We start from the raw sequence: 22,493 nt of genomic DNA, 5'->3' as shown, positions 1-22,493 counted from the left end.
TCAGGCCACCGATTCTTGTACTTGCTGCGTGGCGCCGGGACCGTAGTGCGTGCGCACGTACTCGTCCACGATCGCCTGGAATTCCTCGGCAATGCGTTCGCCGCGCAGCGTCTTCACCTTGACGCCATCGACGAACACCGGCGCCGCCGGCGACTCGCCCGAGCCCGGCAGCGAGATGCCGATATTGGCATGCTTGCTCTCGCCGGGGCCGTTCACGATGCAGCCCATCACGGCCACATCCATTTCCTCGACGCCCGGATACGCGGTCTTCCACGTCGGCATCTGCTCGCGCAGATACGACTGGATGCTGGACGCGAGTTCCTGGAACGTGGTGCTCGTGGTGCGACCGCAGCCCGGGCAGGCAATCACCATCGGCGTGAAATTGCGCAGCCCCATGGTCTGCAGGATTTCCTGCGCCACGTAGACTTCCTTCTCGCGCGCCGCGCCCGGTTCCGGGGTCAGCGAAATGCGGATGGTGTCACCAATGCCTTCCTGCATCAGCACCGACAGCGCGGCCGTCGAGGCCACGATGCCCTTGCTGCCCATGCCGGCTTCGGTCAGGCCCAGGTGCAGCGCGTACTCGCAGCGGCGGGCCAGCTCGCGGTACACCGCGATCAGCTCCTGCACCTGCGAGACCTTGCACGACAGGATGATCTGGCTACCCGGCAGGCCGATTTCCTCGGCCTTCTGCGCGGACTCGATCGCCGACGTGATCAGCGCCTCGACCATCACGCTCTGCGCGCCCCAGGGCACGGCACGGGCGGCGTTCTCGTCCATGATGCGGGCGAGCAGGTCCTGATCCAGGCTGCCCCAGTTCACGCCGATGCGCACCGGCTTCTCGTAGCGGCACGCCAGCTCGATCATCTCGGCGAACTGCCGGTCGCGCTTGGCGCCCTTGCCGACGTTGCCGGGGTTGATCCGGTACTTCGACAACGCCTGTGCGCACTCGGGATAATCGTGCAGCAGCGTATGGCCGTTGTAGTGGAAGTCGCCGACCAGCGGCACGTCCACACCCATGCGGTCCAACTGTTCGCGGATGGCCGGCACGGCGGCGGCGGCCTCGGGCGTGTTCACCGTGATGCGGACGATCTCGGACCCGGCGCGCGCCAGTTCCTTGACCTGGATCGCGGTACCGATGGCATCAACCGTATCCGTGTTCGTCATCGACTGCACACGGACCGGTGCGCCACCACCCACGGTGACGATATTGTCGCCCCACACTACACGCGCCTGGCGCGATTGCCGGCGCGGCAACGAACCCGGCAGGACCGGCTGGGAAGCCTTCTCGTTCATAGCGTTACCACCTTGTTGCATCGCTTGATGCGCCACCCGACTGCATCACTGCAGCGTCAGGCGCGCCACATTATTTCGGTTGGCTGACTGGAAATCGACGGGCGCGCCATTGCGCGTGATMGATTCCACACCCTTCACATTACCCAGGATCATCTTGTACGGGCCACCCGCGCCGCTGCCGGCAGCGGTATCGCCGGCCTTGGCGGTGCCGCCCAGGATAATCTTGCCGGTGCGGTCACGCACCTCGTACCAGGTGTCCGCCGAGAAGCGGATCTGGATCGTGCCGTCCGCAGCCGTGGTGGCCGTGGCCGCAGGCGTCGCCGGGACAGGCTTGGTCGTTTCCGTCACGGGCGTCGCCGTGGCGGCCGGAGCGGGCTTCGTTGCAGCGGGTGCCGACGGCGCGGCGGGTGCCGACGGCGCGGCAGGTGCCGCCGAAACGGCATCCGAAGTGCCCAATGCGCCACCCGTTGCCAGCGGCAGGCCGGCCACGGTCGTGGGCGGTGCCTCCGACGGCGCCGGGGAATCGTTACCCGCCATGACCGGCGGCAGCGCTGCGGTCACCGTACCGTCGCCATGGCTCTGCGCCGTGGTGGGGTCTTCCGTGACAACGGCGGCGGCCGGCGCTTCCGCGGCGGCTTGCTCACGCGATTCCCACCATGCACGGGCGTGGTCGAAGCCGAAATAGCCGCCGGCGCCCAGCACCACGAGCACGAAGAACAGCCACACCCAGCGGCCGCCCGCCCCGCTCGAACTCTTCGAGCCGAAGCGCTTGCGGTCGTCGAACGTCTGGTTGATCGCACCTTCGCGGCGGCGCGTGATTTCCTGCACCGGCGCGGTCTGCGCCTGGGCGTGATACTGGCCCAGCAGCGCGTCGATATCGATATGGAGCGTGCGCGCGTAGGCCCGCATCACGCCCTTGGCGAACGTTACGTCAGGCAGGCTCGCCACGTTGCCGGACTCGATGGCCGCCAGCTTGGCCGACGCCACCTTGAGCCGCGCGCTCACGTCCTCCAGCGACAGACGCTGCGTCTGGCGTGCTTCTTTCAGTTGCGCCCCGATCTCGCGGGCCACGGCCTCGCGGTCGGAGTCTGTCGCGCCACTGCCGACGTGACCCGTCGTCGCAGCTTCCAAGGCGCGCTCTTGTTCACTCATCCCAAGCTCCTCTCTCGTAGGCCGTCAGCTCGCGCGAGTCGGGAAACCGGTTGCGGAGTTGCGACAGCAGCGAATTCTGTGTCGCTGTGTCGCCCTGACGGCGTGCAATACGCGCTCCCAGCCAGAGGGATTGCGCGCTGACAAACCGGCTGTTGTTGACCTTGCCGGCATATTCCTGTGCTTGTGCGAAGTCGCCGCGCTTGTAGTTCAGCAGCGCCAGGTTCGTATTGACCGACGGATCGCTGCGATCATAGCCATACGCGGTCTGGAGGTTCTTTTCCGCCGCCACCATGTCGCCGTTGCGCAGCTCGCAAGCGCCGAGGTTGGTCAGCGGCTTGACCGGGCCGTTGGCGGACGGCGCCTGCACCGCGCGCTGGAGCGTGGCCTTGCCCTCGGAAAAACGGTTGGTCAGGCAGAGAAACCAGCCGTAGTTGTTGAGCACGTCCGGATCGTTGGCACGCATCGAGAGCGCCGTGCGGAAGCTATCCTCCGCCAGCGCGTTCTCGTTCATGCCCATGTAGATCAGGGCGCGCACATGGTAGGCGTCCACGGAGGCCGGATCGATCGCGATGGCCTGCTTCACCTCGTCCAACGCCACCGGATACTGGCGCGCGTCAAGATATTGCGTAGCCAGTTGCAGCCGGATGGCGGCGCGGCGGCTCGCTGCGGTCTGGTCGGAGGCGGTCTTGATGTCCTGCGAAGGCGGAGGCGGCAACGTGCAGGCGGACAACATCATCAGCCCTGACAGGGCTGCGACAATCAGACGGGTCATGCAGGACGGGCCTCCCGAGATTGACCGGCGGCAACCACCGGCACCAGTGGCGTGATCTTGCCGAACTTGCCGCGCTCGGCCAGACGGGTCCGATCCATGACCTCCCCGGCCAGTTGGCCACAGGCGGCGTCGATATCGTCGCCGCGGGTCTTTCGGATCGTGGTAACGATGCCCGCGTCCATCAGCACCTGGGCGAAGCGGCGGATCTGCTCGTTGTTCGAGCGCTTCAGGCCAGATTCCGGGAACGGGTTGAACGGGATCAGGTTGAACTTGCACGGCACGTCGGCCACAAGCTTCAGCAGTTCCCGCGCGTGCTCGACGCCGTCGTTGACGCCATCGAGCATGCAGTATTCGAAGGTGATGAAATCGCGCGGCGCGAACTCGAGGTAGCGGCGGCATGCCGCCATCAGTTCGGCCAGCGGGTACTTCTTGTTGAGCGGGACCAGCATGTCCCGCAGCGGGTCGTTCGACGCATGCAGCGACACCGCCAGCGCCACCGGCAGGTCTTTCGACAGGCGGTCCATCATCGGCACCACGCCGGAGGTGGACAGCGTGACGCGGCGGCGCKACAGGCCGTACGCGTGGTCGTCGAGCATCAGGCGCATGGCCGGCACCACGGCGTCGTAGTTGAGCAGCGGCTCGCCCATGCCCATCATCACCACATTGGAGATGACGCGCTCGTCCTTGGGGCCGCGGCCCAGCTGGGCACGCATGGCGAACTCGGCCATCCACAGCTGGCCGATGATCTCGCCAGTCGACAGATTGCGCGAGAAACCCTGCTTGCCGGTCGAACAGAACCGGCAGTTGACGGCGCATCCAGCCTGCGAGGACACACACAGCGTGCCGCGCGTGTCCTCGGGGATGTACACCGTCTCCACCGCGTTGCCAGCGCCCACGTCGAGCAGCCATTTGCGCGTGCCATCGGTCGACACGTTGTCGGTGATGATGGCCGGCGAGCGGATCTCGGCGCGCGTGGCGAGCTTTTCGCGCAGCGACTTGGCGAGATCCGACATGGCGTCGAACTGGCTGGCACCGAACTGGTGGATCCAGCGCTGCAATTGCCGGGCACGGAACGGCTTCTCGCCGAGCTCGCCGCAATAGGCGGTGAGCGCGTCCGCGTCGAGATCGAGCAGGTTGACGAGAGGGTTCATGACGGCAATTCCAGCTTTACTTCAGTACAGGTCGTGATGTCAGGGACAATCAGCGGCCGTAAACGTTCATACCCGGGAAGAAGAAAGCCACTTCCTGAGCTGCCGTTTCCGCGGMGTCCGAGCCGTGCACGGCGTTGGCGTCGATGCTGTCGGCGAAATCGGCGCGGATCGTGCCCTTTTCAGCCTTCTTCGGGTCCGTGGCGCCCATCAGGTCGCGATTCTTGGCAATGGCGCCTTCGCCTTCCAGGGCCTGGATCATCACCGGGCCGGAAACCATGAAGTCCACCAGGTCCTTGAAGAAAGGGCGTGCCTTGTGCACGGCGTAGAACTGCTCGGCTTCACCGCGCGACAGGTGAACCATCTTGGCAGCAATGATCTTCAGGCCAGCGGCCTCGAAACGGGCGTAGATCTGGCCGATAACGTTCTTGGCCACGGCATCCGGCTTGATAATCGACAGGGTGCGTTCGATCGCCATGAAAAACTCCGAAAAATGAAGGGGTTACAAATGGATTAAACGTGCAATTCTAGCACGAGACCAAGACGGATTCGAGCGCGTGACCCGTTCGCCCCGTTGTGAGCCCTGGCGCACGATGTTGCGGCGCAATAAGTAGCGTAAAATACACTTTTTGGGTGCGCAGCCGGGGAACGGAAGGCCCAAAGTCTCGTCCAATGTTTGCGAAATCGGAAAACAACCAGGCCAATGCGTTATTGTTAAGACAAAGGCCCTTGCAAAACCGCCTACGCAATGCCACATTGACGCTGTGCCGCCCGGGTCTCACCCGGCGCCTCACCGAACATTGATGACAGGAGTCACCATGAACAACAAGCTGAACACCTACGGTTTCGGCAACAACGCGGGCGCGACCGATGTCGTCGTCCGCAATCGGGTCCTACGCAACACCTACTGGCTGCTGGCCCTCTCGATGATCCCGACCGTGCTCGGCGCGTGGATCGGCGTGGCCTCCGGCTTCACCCTGATGGCGGGCAGCCCCGGCCTCTCGATCCTGATCTTCTTCGCGGTCGCGTTCGGCTTCATGTACGGCATCGAGAAGACCAAGGACAGCAGCATGGGCGTGGTCCTGCTGCTGGCGTTCACGTTCTTCATGGGCCTGATGCTGTCGCGACTGATCAGCGCGACGCTGTCGTTCTCGAACGGCCCGGCGCTGATCATGTACGCGTTCGGCGGCACGGCGGCCGTGTTTGCCACGATGGCGTCCGTCGCCACGGTCAGCAAGCGCGATTTCTCCGGCATGAGCAAGTTCCTGTTCGTCGGCGTGATCTTGCTGATCCTGGCCAGCGTGGCCAACATCTGGCTGCAGATGCCCGCGCTGATGATCACCGTGTCCGTGATCGCGATMGGCATCTTCTCCGCGTACATCCTGTTTGACGTGCAGCGCATCGTGAACGGCGGCGAGACGAACTACATCACCGCCACGCTCGCGATCTACCTCGACGTCTACAACGTGTTCGCGAACCTGCTGGCGCTGCTCGGCATCTTCGGCGGCAGCCGCGACTGACGCACGACCCGCAACGTTGTTGCAAACGAAAAACCGGCCTTCGGGCCGGTTTTTTCATGCCTGCGCGATGAGCATCGCCGCCGGTCAGTCCCGCTCGAAGACCGCGATCGACTCCACGTGGGACGTGTGCGGGAACATGTTGACCACACCGGCGCCGGCCAGCCGATAGCCGGCTTCGCGCACCAGCATACCCGCGTCGCGCGCCAGCGTGGCCGGGTTGCAAGACACGTAGACGATGCGCTGCGGCAGCACGTCGCTGCCGGCCTGGTTGAGATCACCCAGCGCCTTGCAGACCGCCAGCGCACCCTCGCGGGGCGGATCGACGAGCCAGCGGTCGAAGCGGCCCAGCGCGGCGATATCCTGGGCCGTCACCTCGAACAGGTTGCGGGAGGCGAACGACGTCTTGCCAGCCAGCCCGTTGTACTCGGCATTGGCCAGCGCGCGCGTGGTTAGCACCTCGCTGCCCTCGATGCCCATCACCGATGCGCCCTGCGTGGCCAGCGGCAGCGTGAAATTGCCGATACCGCAGAACAGGTCGAGCAGCCGGTCCGTGGGCTGGGCGTCCAGCAGGCGCAGCGCGCGGCCAATCAGCACACGGTTGATCTGATGATTGACCTGCGTGAAATCGGTCGGCTTGAACGGCATGCGGATGCCGAACTCGGGCAGCGTGTACGCCAGTTCCTGATCGGCCGGATAGAACGGATAGACCGTGTCCGGGCCCTTCGGCTGGAGCCAGAACTGCACGCTGTGGCGGTCGGCGAAGGCGCGCAGCAGGTCCTTATCGGCATCGGTCAGCGGCTCAAGGATGCGCAGCACCAGCGCCGTCACTTCCTGGCCCACCGCGAGTTCGATCTGGGGCATGCGGTCGCGGATCGACAACGCCGCGACCAGCTCGCGCAGCGGCACCAGCAAGGCGGACACATGCGGCGGCAGGATCTCGCAGCGCGTCATGTCGGCCACGTAACTGCTCTTGCGCTCGTGGAAGCCCACCAGCGCCCCGCCCCTCTTCGCCACATAGCGGACGGTCAGTCGCGCACGGTAGCGATAGCCCCAGTCTGGGCCGGCAATTGGACGAAATACGACGTCCGGCCGCACCTTCGACAGATGCCAGAGATTGTCCTCCAGCACGCGCTGCTTGATGGCCAACTGGGCGCGCGCGTCCAGGTGCTGCATCGAGCAACCGCCGCACACGCCGAAATGCTGGCACCCCGGCTCCACGCGCATCACAGACGCCTGCTTCACCTCCACCAGATGGGCCTGCTCGTAGCTCCGCTTGCGGCGGAAACTGCGATAGCTGACCGTCTCGCCCGGCAGCGCACCTTCGACGAAGATCACCTTGCCCGGCGTGCCGTCTTCATTGACCAGGCGGCCGACGCCGCGCGCCTCCATGTCAAGGCTTTCGATCTTGACGATCGGGTCGGGAGACCCCGGAGTTGTGGCGGAAGCGACACTAGACTGCGTCGCCGGCTGGGCGGGTGAAGACACGGCTTGAGACACCAGTGGGACCTGACGTATTGTTTTGCGAAAGCGCGATTGTATTCCAGTCACGGCGCCAAACGGCAGCCGCAATAGAGGACGGCGATGGAACTGATTACGTGGAATATCCAATGGGGGCGCGGGGCAGACGGCAAGGTCGACCTCGCGCGGATCGTCGACACCATGCGCGGCATGGCCGACGCCGACGTGATCTGCCTGCAGGAGGTCACGCGGGGTTTCACGGACATGGCCGGCAACCCGAGCGGCGATCAGGTGGCCGAGCTGACCGCCCTGCTTCCCGGCTACCGCGTCATCTTCGCGCCGGGCGTCGACCGCACCGGGAACGATGGCAGCCATCGCCAGTTCGGCAACGTGGTCGCGACTCGGCTCGCGGTGCGGGAGGTCTTCCGCCATGCATTACCCTGGCCGGCTGATCCGGAAGTGGCGTCGATGCCACGCGTGGCGCTGGAGGTCACAGTGCAGATTGGCGCCAGGCGTCTGCGTGTGATCTCCACGCACCTGGAGTTCTATTCGAAGCTCCAACGCGAGGCCCAGGCTACCGCCCTGCGCGACTGGCATAAGGAGGCGTGCGATCACGCGCGGCGGCCCAGCAAATCGGAATCACGGCCCGGCCCGTTCACGCCGGAGCCACGGCCCGTTGAAGCGATCCTGTGCGGCGACTTCAACGCCAAGCCGGAGGATGTGGCCTACCGGACCATGCTCGAGCGCTACCCCGATGCCACGCCGAACTGGCAAGACGCGTGGATCCACACCCACCCGGGCGAGCCCCACGCGCCGACCTGCGCCCTCTATGACAAGAAGCAATGGCCGGAGCCGCCCTTCGCGTGTGATTTCGTGTTCGTGACGGAGAATTTGCTCGCCGAAGTGCAACGTTGCGAGGTCAACGGCGAGACCGATGCATCGGACCACCAGCCCATCCATCTGACACTGGACGCCTAGATTTCGGGCTCTTCGTCGTCCTCGGGGCTCATCGGCTTGAGCTGGAAGGCGCGCAGGTACTGCATCCACTGCTCGCCCGGCAGCTCGGCCAGCGACTCCTGAACCAGCGACACTTCCATGTCGAACTCGCGCGGCGTCAGCCCGCCGCGCATCAACTGGAAGCGGCAGTACATCAGGTAGGTGTTGACGACGTCAGTCTCGCAATAATCGCGAATTGCGGCGAGCTGGCCTTGCTGGTAGGCCTCCCAGACCTTGCTGCCGTCCATCCCCATCTTGCCGGGGAAGCCGCATAGCTTGGCCAGGTCGTCGAGCGGCGCACTGGCCCGTGGCTGGTACATCGCCAGCAGGTCCATCAGGTCCAGATGCCGCATGTGATAGCGGCTGATGTAGTTGTTCCACTTGAACTCGCGGCTGTCGTCGTCGCGGCCCTCACCCATTTCCCAGTAACGCGGCGCAGCGACCCCGTTGATCAGCCCACGATAGTGGAGCACGGGCAGGTCGAAGCCACCGCCATTCCACGACACCAGTTGCGGGCTGTAGCGCGCGATCAGTTCGTAGAACTTCTGGATCAGCGTGGCCTCACCATCCTCGAGCGTGCCGAGCGAGCCGACATGGAACACGGCGGACCCATCGCGCTGCGTGCGACGCAGCACGCAGGAGATGGCAGCCACGCGCTGCAGGTGGTGCGGCATGAAGTCGGAGCCGGTCTTGTCCCGGCGGGCGGCAAACGCATGCTCGGCGACTTCGGCGTCGCTCATMGATGCGGGATGGTCATGCAAACGGCGCAGGCCGGCGACATCGGGAATCGTCTCGATGTCGAATACCAGCACAGGGGTCATAAAACGGCGTCCTTCCTGACACCTTGCGAAGCGAAATGCCGCTTGAGCTTGACCAGCGCTTCCTGCTGGATCTGGCGCACGCGCTCGCGCGTCAGACCCATTTCCTCGGCCAGCTCCTCGAGCGTAGCCGGCTCGATGTGGTTCAGGCCGAAGCGGCGCTCCACCACATAGCGATGCTTCTCCGACAGGCGGGCCAGCCAAAGCTTCATCAGGTTTTCCAACTCGCGGTGGGCCACTTCCTGGTCGGGCGCGGCGTTGTGCTCGTCGGAAAGGAAATCGAGCAGGCTGGAGCCTGGGTCGAGATCGAACGGCGTATCGAGCGAGGTGGTATGTTCATTGAGTGCCAGCACGTCCTGCACCTCGTCAGGCGTCTTTCCGAGGAGATGAGCAATGTCCTCGAGGCTGGCGTCGCGGCCATCGGTGCCACCTTTTTCAAGATGACGCTTGGCACGCAGTACTTGATTGAGTTCGCGAATCACGTGCACCGGCAACCGCACCGTGCGGGCCTGATTCATGATCGCGCGCTCGATGCTCTGGCGGATCCACCACGTGGCATAGGTGGAAAAGCGGAAACCACGGGTCGGATCGAACTTCTCGATGGCGTGCATCAAGCCGAGATTGCCTTCCTCGATCAAATCGAGCAGCGGCACGCCACGGTTCAGGTAGCCCTTGGCGATGCTGACCACGAGGCGCAGGTTTCGCTCGATCATCACCTGCCGCGCGGAGAAATCCCCGCCCTTGGCCAGCGTGGAGAAATGGAGTTCCTCCGGCGCGGACAGCAACGGCTTGATGCTGATGCGGTTCAGGTAATGCTGGACGGTGTCGGCGGCGAGTTCCGTGTGGAGCACGGTCTTGAAGTCGTCGTGCTCGGGCGCGGCCTCGGCGGCTTCTTCTTCCTCTTCCTCGTCCTCGGCTTCATCGTCGTCGCCGTCGTCGGCGGCGACGACGTCTACGCGCAGGTCGGTGGCGAGATCGGTGTCACGCAGGCCGGCACGCGAAACGGGCGTGATGGGCTCGTCGGTAGCCGGGACCATTTCGGCAGCAGGATCGTCGCCGAAGCCCTCGGCGTCCACCACGTCGGCAGATTTCGCCACACCAGCCTTTCCTTCCGGCTGCTTGGGACGACGGGTCCTGCTGACAACTCCGGATGAGACAGTTTTCTGGCGTGGCATGAAACCTCACTGTGGCGGCAGATACCGCATCGGATCGACCGGTTTTCCGTTCTTGCGAACCTCAAAGTGCAGCTTGACCCTGTCAGTATCACTGTTACCCATTTCGGCAATCTTCTGGCCCTTGCGGACCATTGACTGCTCTGCCACCAGCACCTTGTCGTTATGACCGTAGGCGGTGAGATACGTGTCGTTGTGTTTGATGATGACAAGATTCCCGTAGCCGCGCAAGGGGCCTACGTGAATCACCCTACCCTCGTCGGCAGCCAGCACGGCATCGCCTTTTTTACCAGCGATATCAATGCCTTTGTTACCTTTGTCATCAAATTTTCCGATCAGCTGACCGCTGGCGGGCCAGGACAGGCGGACGTCGCCAGCCGGGGCCGAAGCCGCCGCTGCTGCCGATGCACCGGCCGAGGGCGTGGCGGCCGGCACCGAGGCCGCTGCCGTGGTGCCGGAGGGGGTCCCGACAGGGGTGCCGACCGGGCGCGCCGCGTCAATCGGCTGCGACTGCACCGTGCCAGGCGCCACCGGCACCGTGGCGACGCCCGGGGCTACGTTAGCGTCGGCGCTCGGCGGCACAACGCGCAGCAGTTGTCCGACCTCGATCTGATTCGCATTGCCGATATTGTTCCACGACGCCACGTCGCGATACGACTGCMCGTTCTCGAGCGCGATACGGTAAAGGGTATCGCCTCGCTTGACCCGATAGTATCCAGGCGGCGCCGGCTCCACGGACGCGGCGGCCTGTCCACCTGCGGTGGAGGTACGGTCCACCACCGGGGCGGGCATGGGCGAATTGGCGCAGGCAGCCAGCAGGGCGACGAGCGCGGTGACGGTGAAACGTTGTCCCAAACGTGCGAAATGTTCCGATTTCACGATGTTGTGCATAGTTCGACTCAGATGGTGCCCGATTTTAAGGGCACAAAGAAAACGGCTTCAAGCGCGGTCCTGTGAAACCGATGACGGTTCAGGCGCTCGATCAGCAAGAGCTGCTGGGTGACGGTCTGGCCGGGGCCGCCCGGTGCGGATGCCACCACCGGGGCGATCAGCCGGCCGCCAATCGCCAGTTGCCCGAGCAGCGCCTCGGGCACGTCCATCCCGGCCGCGGCCAGGATGATGGCGGAAAACGGTGCGGCCTGCGGCAGCCCGAGCATGCCATCGCCGTAATGCAGGCGGATGTTCGGCACGCGCAGCGGACGCAGGTTCGCCTTGGCTTGTTCGTGGAGCGGACGAATCCGCTCGATGGAGAACACTTCCTGCGCGACGAGGCTCAGCACGGCAGCCTGGTAGCCGCAGCCGGTGCCGATTTCCAGCACCCGCGGGATCGGCTGGTCCGGCGTGAGGCCCTCGCGCAGCAGTTCGATCATGCGCGCCACCACCGACGGCTTGGAAATGGTCTGCTGATGGCCGATCGGCAGCGCGGCGTCCTCATAGGCTTGCGAGGCCAGCCCCGGCTCCATGAACAGATGACGTGGCACCGTGGCGATGGCGCTCAGCACGCGCTCGTCGCGGATGCCGCCGGCACGCAGCCGTGCAGCCAACGCGGTGCGGGCGCGATCGGACGCCATGCCGCCCCCGCCCGCCGTGGCCGCCGAGGCACGCGCCTCCACGGCACTGCCCGGTGGCGGCGGGGCCGCAGGCGGTGCGGACGGCTTGCGTGGCTTGACGGTCGCCGGCGCGGGCGCGGCCACATGCCGCCCGCCCACGGCGGGCAGGCCGGCCGTGCGCTTCGGCGCGGGCTTGCGTTCGACTACCGCATCGAGCGGCAGCGGAAAGCGGGATCGGCGCGGCGTGGTGCTCATCGGCGCGATACCGGAATCGAAGACTGGAGGGCCGACGCGAACGACACGCCTACCCCAGCCACTGTCCGAGTTGTTCGAGCTGCGCGCGATGGGTCAGGTCGAGCTGCAACGGCGTCAGCGAGACAAACCCATTGGCGGTGGCGTGGAAATCGGTGCCTTCGCTCGCGTCGCGCGCGTCGCCGGCCGGGCCGATCCAGTAGTTGGTATCGCCACGCGGATTCACCTGCGTGATGACCGGCTGCGAAGGATGGCGCTTGCCGAGGCGCGTGGCGCGCTGGCCCTTCAGATGTTCGAACGGCAGGTTCGGGATGTTGACGTTGAGCAGGAACGGCTCCTGGGGCGGGCGGGCGATCACACGCTCCACGATCTCGCGCGCCACGCGCGCGGCGGCGTCCAGGTGCTCCCAGCCCTTGTCCACCTGCGAGAACGCGATGGACGGGATGCCGAACAGATAGCCCTCGATGGCGGCGGCCACGGTGCCCGAGTACAGGACATCCTCGCCCATGTTCTGGCCCTGGTTGATGCCGGACACTACCAGGTCGGGCCGATCCTCGAGCAGGCCGGTCAGTGCCACGTGCACGCAGTCGGTGGGCGTACCATTGATGAAACGGAAACCCTTCTGCACGCCCTCGCGCGCCTCGAAAACCGAGAGCGGACGTTGCAGCGTGAGCGAATTCGACGCACCGCTATGGTTCTGCTCGGGCGCGATCACCGTCACGCGCGCAAGCGGGGCGAGCGCGGCATGCAGAACGGCAAGGCCCGGCGCGAGATAACCGTCGTCGTTGGCGAGAAGGATATGCATGGCCGCGATTGTACCCGAGCAAAGCGGCCATCGCGGCACCAAAACGGCGTGGAACCGCCGCCCGACGCGAACAGAACGATCGTGCTTTTTTGCGCTACACTTCCCGGAGCGCAGACCATCGCCACACCACAACACCACCACCGGAGACAAGATGAAAGCCGTACTCTGCAAAGCCTGGGGCCCGCCCGATTCCCTTTCGCTCGACACCCTCCCGGACCTCGTGCCCGGCGATGGCGAGGTCGTCATCGACGTCAAGGCCGCCGGGGTCAACTTCCCCGACGTGCTGATCATCCAGAACAAGTACCAGGCCAAGCCGGCGCTGCCTTTCTCGCCCGGTTCGGAGCTGGCCGGCGTGGTCAACGCGGTGGGCGCGGGCGTGACGCACGTCAAGCCCGGCGACAAGGTCATCGCCTATCTCGGCAACGGCGCCTTCGCCACGCAGGCCAAGGCCCCGGCGAGCGCCGTGGTGCCGATGCCGCCCGGCATCGACTTCGACGTGGCCGCCGCCTTCACGCTGACCTACGGCACCTCCCACCACGCCGTGGTGGACCGGGGCGAGCTGAAGGCTGGCGAGACGATGCTGGTGCTGGGCGCGGCCGGCGGCGTGGGCCTGGCGGCCATCGAGATCGGCAAGGCGATTGGCGCGCGGGTGATCGCGGCGGCGTCTACCGACGAGAAGCTGGCGGTCTGCAAGGAGCACGGCGCCGACGCGCTGATCAACTACAGCACCGAAGACCTGCGCGAGCGCGTCAAGGCGCTGACCGACGGCAAGGGCCCGGACGTCATCTATGACCCGGTTGGGGGGATTTATGCCGAGCCGGCCTTCCGCTCGATCGGCTGGCGTGGCCGCTACCTCGTGGTGGGCTTCGCCAACGGCGAGATCCCGAAGATGCCGCTGAACCTGGCCCTGCTCAAGGGCGCGTCGCTGGTCGGCGTGTTCTGGGGCGATTTCGCCCGTCGCGAGCCACGTAACAATCAGGCCAATATGGCGCAGATGCTGGGCTGGATGAAGGAAGGCAAGATTCGCCCGCACATCTCGGCACGCTACCCGCTGGAGCAGGCGCCGCAGGCGCTGAAGGACATGGAAGCGCGCAAGGTGACCGGCAAGATCGTCATCATGCCGTAACGCTTCTCCGCCCTTCCCCGGCCTGTCCTTTGTCTGGACATGGCCGGGAGAGGGCGAATTCAACAACGTTTAACGCAGTATTTCAGAGTTTTTCGGTCTCACCCGAACTCGGCTGCCACTTCATCAGCCGCTTCTCCCCCACCGTCACCATCCAGTCCAGCACCAGCGCGCACGCGGTCAGTACTACGATGCCCGCGAACACCGTGTTGATGTCGAACGTGCCTTCGGCCTGGAGAATCAGGTAGCCCACGCCGCGCGCGGAACCCAGGTACTCGCCCACCACCGCGCCCACGAACGCCAGACCCACTGACGTGTGCAGCGACGAGAACACCCAGCTCGTGGCGCTGGGCAGGTACACGTGGCGCAGCAGTTGCTTCTGGTTCGCGCCGAGCATGCGTGCGTTGGCCAGCACCACCGGACTCACTTCCTTCACGCCCTGGTAGACGTTGAAGAAGACGATGAAGAACACCAGCGTCACGGCCAGCGCCACCTTCGACCAGATCCCCAGCCCGAACCAGACCGCGAAGATCGGCGCCAGGATCACGCGCGGCATCGAGTTGGCCGCTTTCACATACGGGTCGAGCACGGCCGAGGTGAACGGGCTCAACGCCAGCCACAGCCCCACGCCCAGCCCGGCCACCGTGCCGATGCCGAACGCCAGCACCGTCTCCAGCAGCGTCACGCCCAGGTGGATATAGATGTCACGCTCGACGACGAACCAGGTCCAGATGCGCTTCGCCACCATCAGCGGTTCGCCGAAGAAGAACGCCACCTCTTGCGAGCGCGTGGCCGCATGCCACACCCCCAGGATCACCACCAGCACCAGCAGCTGCCACACACGCAGCATGCCCTTAGAATCCGCTCGAAATGCCATATCGTTGTTCTACGAGTTTTTGTATCGTCAGAGGGTCAGGCGACCTTGCGCTGCTGCGCGTAGCCCTTGAGCACTTCCTCGCGCAGCACGTCCCAGATGGCGGCGTGCAGCTCCACGAAGCGCGGATGGTTGCGGACTTCCGCCACGTCGCGCGGACGCGGCAGGTCGATCGCAAATTCGCCAATCGGATGGGTGCCCGGGCCGGCCGACAGCACCACCACGCGGTCACTCATGGCGATGGCCTCGTCCAGGTCGTGCGTGATGAACAGCACGGCCTTTCGCTTGGCGGCCCAGAGGTCCAGCACCTCGTTTTCCATCAGCTGGCGGGTCTGGATGTCCAGCGCCGAGAACGGCTCGTCCATCAGGATGATGTCCGGGTCCAGCACCAGCGTCTGCGCCAGGCTCACGCGCTTGCGCATGCCGCCCGAGAGCTGGTGCGGATAGCGGTCGCCAAACCCACCCAGGCCCACGCGGCGTAGCCATTCCTCGCCCTGCGCCTCGGCCTCGGCGCGCGGCACGCCGCGGAATTCCAGGCCGGCAATCACGTTGTCCAGTGCGCTGCGCCACGGCATCAGCGCCTCGGACTGGAACATATAGCCGGCGCGGCGGTTGATGCCGACCAGCGGCTCGCCGAACACGCGCACGGTGCCGCTGGAAGGCTCCAGCAGGCCGGCGCCGACGTTCAGCAGCGTGGACTTGCCGCAGCCCGTGGGGCCCACCACCKAGACGAACTCGCCGGGCTGGATGGACAGCGTGACATCGCGCACGGCGGTGTAGCGCTGGCTGCGGTCCTCGCGCGAGACGAAGGTGCAGGTAACGTTCTCGAGGGAAAGTGCGGGCGTGCTCATTGCTCGAAGAAAACTCGTCGAAAAACTGGACTCAGAGAAAACACAAGCCCGCCGAGCGTTGCGCGCGCGGCGGGCGGTGTGAAGGCGGGTGCGCTGACTTGTCGATTACTTGTACTTGGCGTTGGCGCGCTGGACGAACGTGTTCGTGAACGTGTTCTCGAGCTTGATCGACTTGCCCTTCAGCTCAGGATCGAACTGCTGCAAGGTGTTCAGCGCCGTCTTMGGGCCATCAGCCGGCATCGTGCCGTCCGGCGAGATGGCTTCCTTGACCTGCTCCCAGGCGGCCAGATAGAGCGCGCGGTCGCCCAGCAGGTAGCTCTCGGGCACGGTTTTCACGATGTCCGACGGGCCAGCCTTCTGCAGCCACTTGAGCGCGCGGACCATGGCATTGGTCATCGCCTGCGTGGTGTTGGGGTTCTGCTGGATGAAGGCGGTCGAGGCATACAGGCAGCCCGACGGCATATTCCCGCCGAACACCGCCTGGGTTTCCTTGAGCGTGCGGGTGTCCGAGGCGATCTTCACCTCGTTCTTCTGCGTCAGCATCGACACCACCGGATCCAGGTTGGCCATCGCGTCGATCTGGCCCGAGCGCATGGCGGCCACCGCGCCGGCGCTGGCGCCCACGCCGATGAACGACACGTCCGACGGCTTCAGGCCCGACTTGGCCAGCACGAAGTTGGCCATCATATTGGTCGAGGAACCCGGCGCGGTCACGCCGATCTTCTTGCCCTTCAGGTCGGCAATCGACTTGAAGTTCGGCATGGTCTTGTTCGACACCACCAGCACGATCTGCGGCGCACGGCCCTGGAGCACGAATTCCTGGTACTGCTGGCCCTTGGCCTGCAGGTTGATGGTGTGCTCGTAGGCGCCGGACACCACGTCCGCGCTACCGCCGACCACGGCCTGGAGCGCCTTGGCGCCGCCGGCGAAGTCGACGATTTCCACGTCCAGGCCCTCTTCCTTGAAGTAGCCCAGGCGCTCGGCAATCGTCAGCGGCAGGTAATAGAAGAGATTCTTGCCCCCCACGGCGATGGTCACCTTGGTCTTCTCGGGCTTGCCCTGCGCCTGCGCGCTGCTGAAGGTGAACCACCCGGCCAGGAACAGGGCCAGTGCGATCAGCGCCCGCTTCCAGAATGTCTTGTCGTACATGAGATGCTCTCCTACCTGACTACCTGTTTTTGTTCGTTGCGTGCCGCCTTGCGGCAAATTGCGATGCTACCGGCCGCGGCCGGTGCCCGCATCGGGATCAACACCTACCGGACGATGCAGACATTTGGCGGACATTGCCAACGCAACGCAATGCCGGCCGTAAACGCAGCGCGGCGGCGCACAGTGTACGTGCGCCGCCTTTCGATCACCTTGCCATGGTCGGAATGTCTGGCTCCGTGACCTCCTCCGCTTTACTCCGCGTGAATGTCGGCGGACTTGATGACCTTGCCCCAGCGCGTCAGTTCGGCCCGCTGGTACTGATCAAGCTGCTGCGGGTTCATGTAGCGCGCCTCGGCGCCCAGTTCCTCGGCCTTCTTGCGGAAGGCATCGGACTTCATGATCTTCTCGATCTCCGAAGTCAGCTTGTCGATGACGGGCTTCGGCGTGCCGGCCGGCGCGTACATGGCGAACCACGACGACACGTCCAGGTCGGGATAGCCCGCCTCCGGTGCCGACGGCACGTCCTTCAGGCTAGGCAGGCGCGTCTTGCTGGTCACCACCAGCGGGCGCAGCTTGCCGGCGGCGATATGGCCCATCAGCGGCGGCGGCGTGGTGATGGTCAGGTCGACGTTGCCGCCCAGCAGGTCGGTCATCGCCGGGCCGGTACCTTTGTATGGCACATGGGTAATCTTCGTGCCGGCCTGCAGGTTCAGCAATTCCGTGGACACGTGCTGGAGCGAGCCATTGCCCGACGACGCGTAGTTGAGCTTGCCCGGATTCGCCTTGGCGTAGGCCACCAGTTCCTTGAGCGAGTGGACCGGCAGACTCGGCCGCACCACCAGCACCTGCGGGGCGGACAGCAGGTTCGCCACGGGCGCGAAGTCCTTCACCGGATCCCACGGCTGCTTGGTCAGCAGCGGCGTGATCACGTGGTAGCCCGAATACTGCACCAGCAGCGTGTAGCCATCCGGCTTGGCGCGCTGCACGGCCTGCGCGGCGATGGTGCCGTTGCCGCCCGGCTTGTTGTCGACGACGACCGACTGGCCGAGTGCCTTGGACAGCGGCTCCGAGATCAGGCGCGCGGCGATGTCCGTCGTGCCACCGGCCGCGGCGGACACCACCAGCATCACCGGTTTGTTGGGATAGGTGCTGTCCTGCGCCTGGGCGGCAGGTACGAGTGTCATGCCAGCCAGCAGCGCGGCGGCCGTCAGTTGAGTCTTGCGGTTCATGGTTGTCTCCGTGCTTGTTATATAGGGAAGCGAAGGGATCTGAATCTCTGGCGTTACTGCCCGGCGAAGTGCTCAGCCATCCAGGCCGGGGGTTGATGGGTGCGCAGGCGCGGGCCGGCGCGCAGCAGCTGGCTGGAAATTTCGCGCTCAACCAGTGCCGGCAGGCCCCCGACCACGGCCAGCAGGCCGTCCAGGTCTACGCCGGTGTCCACGCCCATCGACGCGAACATGTGGACGAGTTCTTCCGTGCTGACATTGCCGCTCGCGCCGGGCGCGTACGGGCAGCCGCCCAGGCCGCCGGCGGCCGCGTCGAAGCGCGTGACGCCGGTCTGCCAGGCCGCGATGGCATTGGCCAGGCCCATGCCGCGCGTGTTGTGGAGGTGGATGGTCAGCCCGGTCTGCGGCAGCGCGCGCTGGAATGCCTCGCACATCGCCGCCACCTGGTTCGGATAGGCCATGCCCGTGGTATCACACAAAGTGATGCCCGAAGCACCCGCATCGGCAAATCGGCGCGCCAGGGCCATCACATCGGCCTCGGGGATATCGCCCTCGAACGGGCAGCCGAACACCGTGGAAAGCGACACGTTCACCGGCACGCCAGCCTTGCCGGCCTCGTCGATCATCGCCGTCAACTGCGCCTTGGACTGCTCGCGCGTCATGCGCAGGTTGGCGCGGTTGTGGGTTTCGCTGCACGACATGACGAGGTTCACCTCGTCCGGCTGGCACGACAGCGCGCGCTCCAGCCCGCGCAGGTTCGGCACAAGCACCGTGTAGGCCACGCCCGGCACGCGTTCGATCTGGTGCATCACGGCCTCGGCATCGGCCAGCGCGGGAATGGCGCGGGCCGATGTGAACGACGTCGCCTCGATGCGCGCGAAACCGCAGTGGGCCAGCGCGTTGACGAAGGCCACCTTGCCTTCGGTCGGCACGACCACCGGCTCGATCTGCAGGCCGTCACGCGGCGCCACATCGTTGATTTCGATCTTGGCCGGCCCGGCCAGCGGATAACGTTGGGCACTCATGCGATCACTCCTCGGGCGCGCAGGTCGGCGATGGCGGCCGCGTCGAAGCCGGATTCGGCCAACACGGCATCGGTATGCTCGCCCAGCGTGGGCGCGCGGTCATGGATGGCCCCGGGGTTGGCGGACAGCTTCGGGATGATGCCCGGCACTTCCACGCTCAGCCCCCGGGCCGACGTCACGGTTTCGATCACACCGCGCGCCCGGTAGTGCGGGTCTTCGGCGATGTCCTTGACCGTGTAGATGCGGCCGGACGGCACGTCGGCCTCGCGCAGCACCACCAGTGCGGACTCGACGGTCTGGGTCTGGGTCCAGGCGGCGATGGCGGCGTCGATCTCGTCCACGCGCTTCACGCGGCCGTCGTTGCGGGCCAGCGCGGGATCTTCGCCGAGGTCCGCGCGGCCCATCGCAGCCATCAGGCGGCGGAAGATTGCGTCGCCATTGGCGGCAATCAGCACATATTCGCCGCAACCGCAGGGATAGGCGTTGGACGGCGCGATGCCCGGCAGCGCGCCGCCAGCCGGCTGGCGCACGGCGCCAAAGGCCGAGTACTCGGGCAGCAGGCTTTCGCTGAGGTTGAACAGCGACTCATAGAGCGCCACGTCGATCACCTGCCCCACCCCGCCGCGCGCATCGCGCTCGTACAGGGCCAGCAGCACACCGAGGGCGCCATGCAGGCCGGCGATGGTATCGCCCAGCGAGAGCCCGGCGCGCACCGGCGGCCGGCCCGGCTCGCCGGTCAGGTAACGCAGGCCGCTCATGGCCTCGGCCACGGCGGCAAAGCCGGGTTCGTCCCGKCGCGGGCCGGTCTGGCCGTAGCCGGACACCCGCACCATGATCAGCTTCGGATTGGCGGCGTGGAGCACGTCCCAGCCCAGACCCCACTTTTCCATGGTGCCGGGGCGGAAGTTTTCGATCAGGACATCGGCCTCGGTGGCCAGCTTGCGCACCAGCGCCTGGCCTTCCGCCTGACGGAGGTCAATGGCGATGGACTGCTTGTTGCGCGACTGCGCTTCCCACCAGACGGAGGTGTCCTCGTGGATCATGCGCCACTTGCGCAGGGGGTCGCCCTGGCCGGGCGGCTCCACCTTGACCACGTGGGCGCCGAAATCCGCGAGGGTCTTGGCGGCAAAGGRGCCGGCAATCAGTTGTCCCAGTTCCAGGACGCGAATGCCTTCGAGAATCTGTTGCGCCATGTGAGGTGTCTCCGTGATGACCGTGGCTGCCGCGCCGCATCGATCTGCGGGACTGGCTTTTCATGTTGGGTCGGAGTGTGCACCAGCGGCGCGGGCGACGGAATCGGCATTCCGGCAAGCGGGCTTTCTCGGAACGCGAAGGGGCGGGCTTACCCGGAGTTCGCCCGGGGATCCCGGGGGATGGCGCGGAGATCGCCTTAGAACGGCGCGCGGTCGCCGCAGAGATGGGTGATGAGCAGCCGCGCCGACACGGTCAGCCCGGCCGGATCGCGCATGCCGATCAGCAGCGAGCGGCGCGCCCAGGCGTCCTGCAGCGGCACCAGCGACAGCCCCATCGATTTCACGTGCGGCTCGGCCGCGATGCGCGGCAGCACGCCCACGCCCAGCCCGGCCATGACCATGCGGCACATCGCGTCGAAGCTGCGCACCTGGATGCGCAGCCGGAACTGCCGCTCCAGCCGGCTGCTTTCCTCGAGCAGCCGCGCCGCCAGCGAGGTCACCTGAGGCAAGCTCACGAAGTCGTATTCGAGCGTATCGGCGTAATGCACGGGCCCGCGCTCGGACAGCGGATGCCCGGGCGGCGTGATGATGACCAACTCGTCCTGCCGGTATTCCACGGTCACCAGCCCGGAGCTTGGCGTGCGATCGGCGAAGATGCCGACATCGGCGCGGTTTTCGACCAGCGCGGCGACGATCTCGCTGCTGTTCTGCTCCTCCAGCTCGATGCGGATGGTCGGATGCTGGCGCATGAACGCCGCGAGGTCGTCCGGCAGGAACTGGGTAATGGCCGAGGTGTTGGCGCACACGCGCACCTGCCCGCGCACGCCGGACGCGTAGTCCGACATCACGCCAGCCATCCGTTCCACGTCCTGGAGGATGGTCAGCGCATGGTGGTAGCAGGCCTGTCCGGCCTCGGTCAGTTGCACGCCGGCGGCGTGGCGGAAGAACAGCGGCGCGCCCACGGCGGCTTCGAGATCTGAAATCCGCTTGCTGGCGGCCGCCACGGCCAGGTGCGACTGGCGCGCGCCGGCCGAGATGCTGCCCTGTCGGGCCACGGCCACGAACAGGCCAAGCGTCACGAGGTCGAAGCGCGCCAGATTCATGTTTGTCCGAGGAAGTCCGATACCTACAGGCTACGCCGGTCCATGACGGCGCGAGCGATGGTGCCCGCGTCCACGTATTCGAGTTCGCCGCCCACGGGCACGCCGCGCGCCAGCCGCGACACCTTGAGCCCGCGCGACTTCAGCATCTCGCCGATGTAGTGCGCAGTGGCCTCGCCCTCGCTCGTGAAATTAGTGGCCACGATGACCTCGCCCACCGGTCCGCCGAGTTCGGGGTCCGTGGCGCGGGCCAGCAGCCGGTCCAGGTGGATGTCCTTCGGGCCGATGCCGTCGAGCGGCGAGAGCCGCCCCATCAGCACGAAATACTGGCCGCGATAGGTCAGCGTCTGCTCGATCATCACCTGGTCGGCCGGCGTCTCCACCACGCAAAGCAGCGAGGCGTCGCGCGCGGTGTCACGGCACGTCTCGCAGATCTCCTGCTCGGTGAAGGTGTTGCAGCGCTCGCAATGGCGGATGCCGTCGGCAGCACCGCGCAGCGCGTCGCCAAGCTTGCGTGCGCCGTCGCGGTCGTGCTGCAGCAGGTGATAGGCCATGCGCTGGGCGGACTTCGGCCCCACGCCGGGCAGCACCTTGAGCGCCTCGATCAGCGCCTGCAGCGAGGTGGGCGGCGCCGCTCTCATCGGCGCGCCCCTGTCAGATGCGTCATCAGAACGGCAGCTTGAAGCCCGGGGGCAGCGGCAGGCCGGACGTCATCGAGCCCATCTTCTCCTGCGTGGTGGCCTCGGCCTTGCGCACGGCGTCGTTGAACGCGGCGGCGACGAGGTCTTCCAGCAAGTCCTTGTCGTCGGCCAGCAGGCTCGGGTCGATGGTCACGCGCTTCACGTCGTTCTTGCAGGTCATCAGCACCTTCACGAGACCGGCGCCGGACTGGCCCTCAACCTCGATCAGGGCCAGCTGCTCCTGCATCTTCTTCATGTTTTCCTGCATCTGCTGGGCTTGCTTCATCAGCCCGGCCAGTTGACCTTTCATCATGGGGATACTCCTGAATCAATATG

General features: G+C 65.9%; 23 protein-coding genes. 3 read left to right on the top strand and 20 right to left on the bottom strand.

Going from position 1 to position 22,493, the window contains the following annotated elements; translation table 11 throughout:
• The 5 genes from ispG to ndk are packed head-to-tail and all read right to left on the bottom strand — an operon-like array spanning nucleotide 1 to nucleotide 4,843.
• The gene (gene ispG, locus AC1EJR_RS10750) at nucleotides 1-1,293 is read right to left on the bottom strand and encodes a flavodoxin-dependent (E)-4-hydroxy-3-methylbut-2-enyl-diphosphate synthase (RefSeq protein WP_092289692.1); all 1,293 of its coding nucleotides are present in this window, start codon (nucleotides 1,291-1,293) and stop codon (nucleotides 1-3) included.
• A 45-nt stretch (nucleotides 1,294-1,338) separates the two neighbouring features.
• Complete coding sequence (locus tag AC1EJR_RS10745) at nucleotides 1,339-2,445, bottom strand: helix-turn-helix domain-containing protein (protein WP_441593548.1); 1,107 nt, start codon at nucleotides 2,443-2,445, stop codon at nucleotides 1,339-1,341.
• Complete coding sequence (gene pilW, locus AC1EJR_RS10740; protein WP_477113326.1) at nucleotides 2,438-3,217, bottom strand: type IV pilus biogenesis/stability protein PilW; 780 nt, start codon at nucleotides 3,215-3,217, stop codon at nucleotides 2,438-2,440. The genes AC1EJR_RS10745 and pilW overlap by 8 nt, the downstream gene beginning before the upstream one ends.
• On the bottom strand, nucleotides 3,214-4,368 hold the full coding sequence (gene rlmN / locus AC1EJR_RS10735) for a dual-specificity RNA methyltransferase RlmN (RefSeq protein WP_477147043.1): 1,155 nt from the start codon (nucleotides 4,366-4,368) through the stop codon (nucleotides 3,214-3,216). Before rlmN ends, pilW begins: the two co-directional genes overlap by 4 nt.
• Before the next feature lie 49 nt (nucleotides 4,369-4,417).
• The gene (ndk, locus tag AC1EJR_RS10730) at nucleotides 4,418-4,843 is read right to left on the bottom strand and encodes a nucleoside-diphosphate kinase (RefSeq protein WP_477147042.1); all 426 of its coding nucleotides are present in this window, start codon (nucleotides 4,841-4,843) and stop codon (nucleotides 4,418-4,420) included.
• A 340-nt stretch (nucleotides 4,844-5,183) separates the two neighbouring features.
• On the opposite strand from ndk, the gene AC1EJR_RS10725 reads away from it, so the two are divergent.
• Nucleotides 5,184-5,885 carry a Bax inhibitor-1/YccA family protein gene (locus AC1EJR_RS10725; protein ID WP_477113324.1) on the top strand — a complete coding sequence of 234 codons (702 nt, stop codon included), beginning with the start codon at nucleotides 5,184-5,186 and terminating at the stop codon, nucleotides 5,883-5,885.
• A gap of 84 nt (nucleotides 5,886-5,969) precedes the next feature.
• On the opposite strand, the gene rlmD is transcribed toward AC1EJR_RS10725, so the two are convergent.
• Entirely contained in the window at nucleotides 5,970-7,298 is a 1,329-nt protein-coding gene (gene rlmD / locus AC1EJR_RS10720; RefSeq protein ID WP_092290831.1) for a 23S rRNA (uracil(1939)-C(5))-methyltransferase RlmD, read from the bottom strand.
• Nucleotides 7,299-7,466: 168 nt separating this feature from the next.
• Between rlmD and AC1EJR_RS10715 the strand changes: the two genes are divergently transcribed.
• The gene (locus AC1EJR_RS10715) at nucleotides 7,467-8,321 is read left to right on the top strand and encodes an endonuclease/exonuclease/phosphatase family protein (protein ID WP_477147041.1); all 855 of its coding nucleotides are present in this window, start codon (nucleotides 7,467-7,469) and stop codon (nucleotides 8,319-8,321) included.
• Here AC1EJR_RS10715 and AC1EJR_RS10710 read toward each other — a convergent pair.
• From AC1EJR_RS10710 to surE, 5 genes are read right to left on the bottom strand one after another with little or no spacing between them, the layout of a single operon-like run.
• Nucleotides 8,318-9,160, bottom strand: a complete 843-nt coding sequence (locus AC1EJR_RS10710) for a 3'-5' exonuclease (RefSeq protein ID WP_092289706.1) — start codon at nucleotides 9,158-9,160, stop codon at nucleotides 8,318-8,320. The two genes, AC1EJR_RS10715 and AC1EJR_RS10710, sit on opposite strands and share 4 nt — an antisense overlap.
• Entirely contained in the window at nucleotides 9,157-10,332 is a 1,176-nt protein-coding gene (gene rpoS / locus AC1EJR_RS10705; RefSeq protein WP_092289708.1) for an RNA polymerase sigma factor RpoS, read from the bottom strand. The genes AC1EJR_RS10710 and rpoS overlap by 4 nt, the downstream gene beginning before the upstream one ends.
• 6 nt (nucleotides 10,333-10,338) lie before the next feature.
• Nucleotides 10,339-11,220 (bottom strand): peptidoglycan DD-metalloendopeptidase family protein, encoded by an 882-nt coding sequence (locus tag AC1EJR_RS10700; protein ID WP_477147040.1) that lies wholly within the window; start codon nucleotides 11,218-11,220, stop codon nucleotides 10,339-10,341.
• 8 nt (nucleotides 11,221-11,228) lie between these two features.
• A complete protein-coding gene (locus AC1EJR_RS10695) occupies nucleotides 11,229-12,134 on the bottom strand; it encodes a protein-L-isoaspartate(D-aspartate) O-methyltransferase (RefSeq protein WP_092289711.1) in 906 nt (301 codons plus the stop codon).
• Between the two features lie 49 nt (nucleotides 12,135-12,183).
• Nucleotides 12,184-12,936, bottom strand: a complete 753-nt coding sequence (gene surE, locus AC1EJR_RS10690) for a 5'/3'-nucleotidase SurE (RefSeq protein ID WP_441593547.1) — start codon at nucleotides 12,934-12,936, stop codon at nucleotides 12,184-12,186.
• Nucleotides 12,937-13,087: 151 nt separating this feature from the next.
• On the opposite strand from surE, the gene AC1EJR_RS10685 reads away from it, so the two are divergent.
• Entirely contained in the window at nucleotides 13,088-14,062 is a 975-nt protein-coding gene (locus tag AC1EJR_RS10685) for an NADPH:quinone oxidoreductase family protein (RefSeq protein ID WP_092289715.1), read from the top strand.
• A gap of 82 nt (nucleotides 14,063-14,144) precedes the next feature.
• On the opposite strand, the gene AC1EJR_RS10680 is transcribed toward AC1EJR_RS10685, so the two are convergent.
• The 9 genes from AC1EJR_RS10680 to AC1EJR_RS10640 all read right to left on the bottom strand — a co-directional run bounded on the left by AC1EJR_RS10680 (nucleotide 14,145) and on the right by AC1EJR_RS10640 (nucleotide 22,470).
• Nucleotides 14,145-14,936, bottom strand: a complete 792-nt coding sequence (locus AC1EJR_RS10680) for an ABC transporter permease (protein ID WP_441593546.1) — start codon at nucleotides 14,934-14,936, stop codon at nucleotides 14,145-14,147.
• A gap of 35 nt (nucleotides 14,937-14,971) precedes the next feature.
• Entirely contained in the window at nucleotides 14,972-15,784 is an 813-nt protein-coding gene (locus tag AC1EJR_RS10675) for an ABC transporter ATP-binding protein (protein WP_477147039.1), read from the bottom strand.
• Between the two features lie 105 nt (nucleotides 15,785-15,889).
• Nucleotides 15,890-16,933 (bottom strand): ABC transporter substrate-binding protein, encoded by a 1,044-nt coding sequence (locus AC1EJR_RS10670; RefSeq protein ID WP_092289721.1) that lies wholly within the window; start codon nucleotides 16,931-16,933, stop codon nucleotides 15,890-15,892.
• Nucleotides 16,934-17,184: 251 nt separating this feature from the next.
• Nucleotides 17,185-18,162 carry a Bug family tripartite tricarboxylate transporter substrate binding protein gene (locus tag AC1EJR_RS10665; RefSeq protein ID WP_092289723.1) on the bottom strand — a complete coding sequence of 326 codons (978 nt, stop codon included), beginning with the start codon at nucleotides 18,160-18,162 and terminating at the stop codon, nucleotides 17,185-17,187.
• Nucleotides 18,163-18,215: 53 nt separating this feature from the next.
• Nucleotides 18,216-19,184 carry a hydroxymethylglutaryl-CoA lyase gene (locus AC1EJR_RS10660; protein ID WP_092289725.1) on the bottom strand — a complete coding sequence of 323 codons (969 nt, stop codon included), beginning with the start codon at nucleotides 19,182-19,184 and terminating at the stop codon, nucleotides 18,216-18,218.
• Complete coding sequence (locus tag AC1EJR_RS10655; protein WP_477147038.1) at nucleotides 19,181-20,377, bottom strand: CaiB/BaiF CoA transferase family protein; 1,197 nt, start codon at nucleotides 20,375-20,377, stop codon at nucleotides 19,181-19,183. The genes AC1EJR_RS10660 and AC1EJR_RS10655 overlap by 4 nt, the downstream gene beginning before the upstream one ends.
• 197 nt (nucleotides 20,378-20,574) lie before the next feature.
• Nucleotides 20,575-21,480, bottom strand: a complete 906-nt coding sequence (locus AC1EJR_RS10650) for a LysR family transcriptional regulator (protein WP_092289729.1) — start codon at nucleotides 21,478-21,480, stop codon at nucleotides 20,575-20,577.
• A gap of 23 nt (nucleotides 21,481-21,503) precedes the next feature.
• Entirely contained in the window at nucleotides 21,504-22,118 is a 615-nt protein-coding gene (recR, locus tag AC1EJR_RS10645) for a recombination mediator RecR (protein WP_092289731.1), read from the bottom strand.
• A gap of 25 nt (nucleotides 22,119-22,143) precedes the next feature.
• Complete coding sequence (locus AC1EJR_RS10640; protein ID WP_092289733.1) at nucleotides 22,144-22,470, bottom strand: YbaB/EbfC family nucleoid-associated protein; 327 nt, start codon at nucleotides 22,468-22,470, stop codon at nucleotides 22,144-22,146.
• Nucleotides 22,471-22,493: the final 23 nt, after the last annotated feature.

Source organism: Cupriavidus sp. 05T42 (assembly GCF_056396345.1).
The sequence above is the reverse complement of the archived record's forward strand: the minus strand, read 5'-3'. Positions and strand labels throughout refer to the sequence as shown.

Bases quoted from the DNA above. Each gene is read 5' to 3' on its own strand.
- ispG (WP_092289692.1), bottom strand. From the start codon at position 1,293: ATGAACGAGAAGGCTTCCCAGCCGGTCCTGCCGGGTTCGTTGCCGCGC.
- pilW (WP_477113326.1), bottom strand. From the start codon at position 3,217: ATGACCCGTCTGATTGTCGCAGCCCTGTCAGGGCTGATGATGTTGTCC.
- AC1EJR_RS10715 (WP_477147041.1), top strand. From the start codon at position 7,467: ATGGAACTGATTACGTGGAATATCCAATGGGGGCGCGGGGCAGACGGC.
- rpoS (WP_092289708.1), bottom strand. From the start codon at position 10,332: ATGCCACGCCAGAAAACTGTCTCATCCGGAGTTGTCAGCAGGACCCGT.
- AC1EJR_RS10695 (WP_092289711.1), bottom strand. From the start codon at position 12,134: ATGAGCACCACGCCGCGCCGATCCCGCTTTCCGCTGCCGCTCGATGCG.
- surE (WP_441593547.1), bottom strand. From the start codon at position 12,936: ATGCATATCCTTCTCGCCAACGACGACGGTTATCTCGCGCCGGGCCTT.
- AC1EJR_RS10685 (WP_092289715.1), top strand. From the start codon at position 13,088: ATGAAAGCCGTACTCTGCAAAGCCTGGGGCCCGCCCGATTCCCTTTCG.
- AC1EJR_RS10680 (WP_441593546.1), bottom strand. From the start codon at position 14,936: ATGGCATTTCGAGCGGATTCTAAGGGCATGCTGCGTGTGTGGCAGCTG.
- AC1EJR_RS10665 (WP_092289723.1), bottom strand. From the start codon at position 18,162: ATGAACCGCAAGACTCAACTGACGGCCGCCGCGCTGCTGGCTGGCATG.
- AC1EJR_RS10660 (WP_092289725.1), bottom strand. From the start codon at position 19,184: ATGAGTGCCCAACGTTATCCGCTGGCCGGGCCGGCCAAGATCGAAATC.
- AC1EJR_RS10650 (WP_092289729.1), bottom strand. From the start codon at position 21,480: ATGAATCTGGCGCGCTTCGACCTCGTGACGCTTGGCCTGTTCGTGGCC.
- recR (WP_092289731.1), bottom strand. From the start codon at position 22,118: ATGAGAGCGGCGCCGCCCACCTCGCTGCAGGCGCTGATCGAGGCGCTC.
- AC1EJR_RS10640 (WP_092289733.1), bottom strand. From the start codon at position 22,470: ATGATGAAAGGTCAACTGGCCGGGCTGATGAAGCAAGCCCAGCAGATG.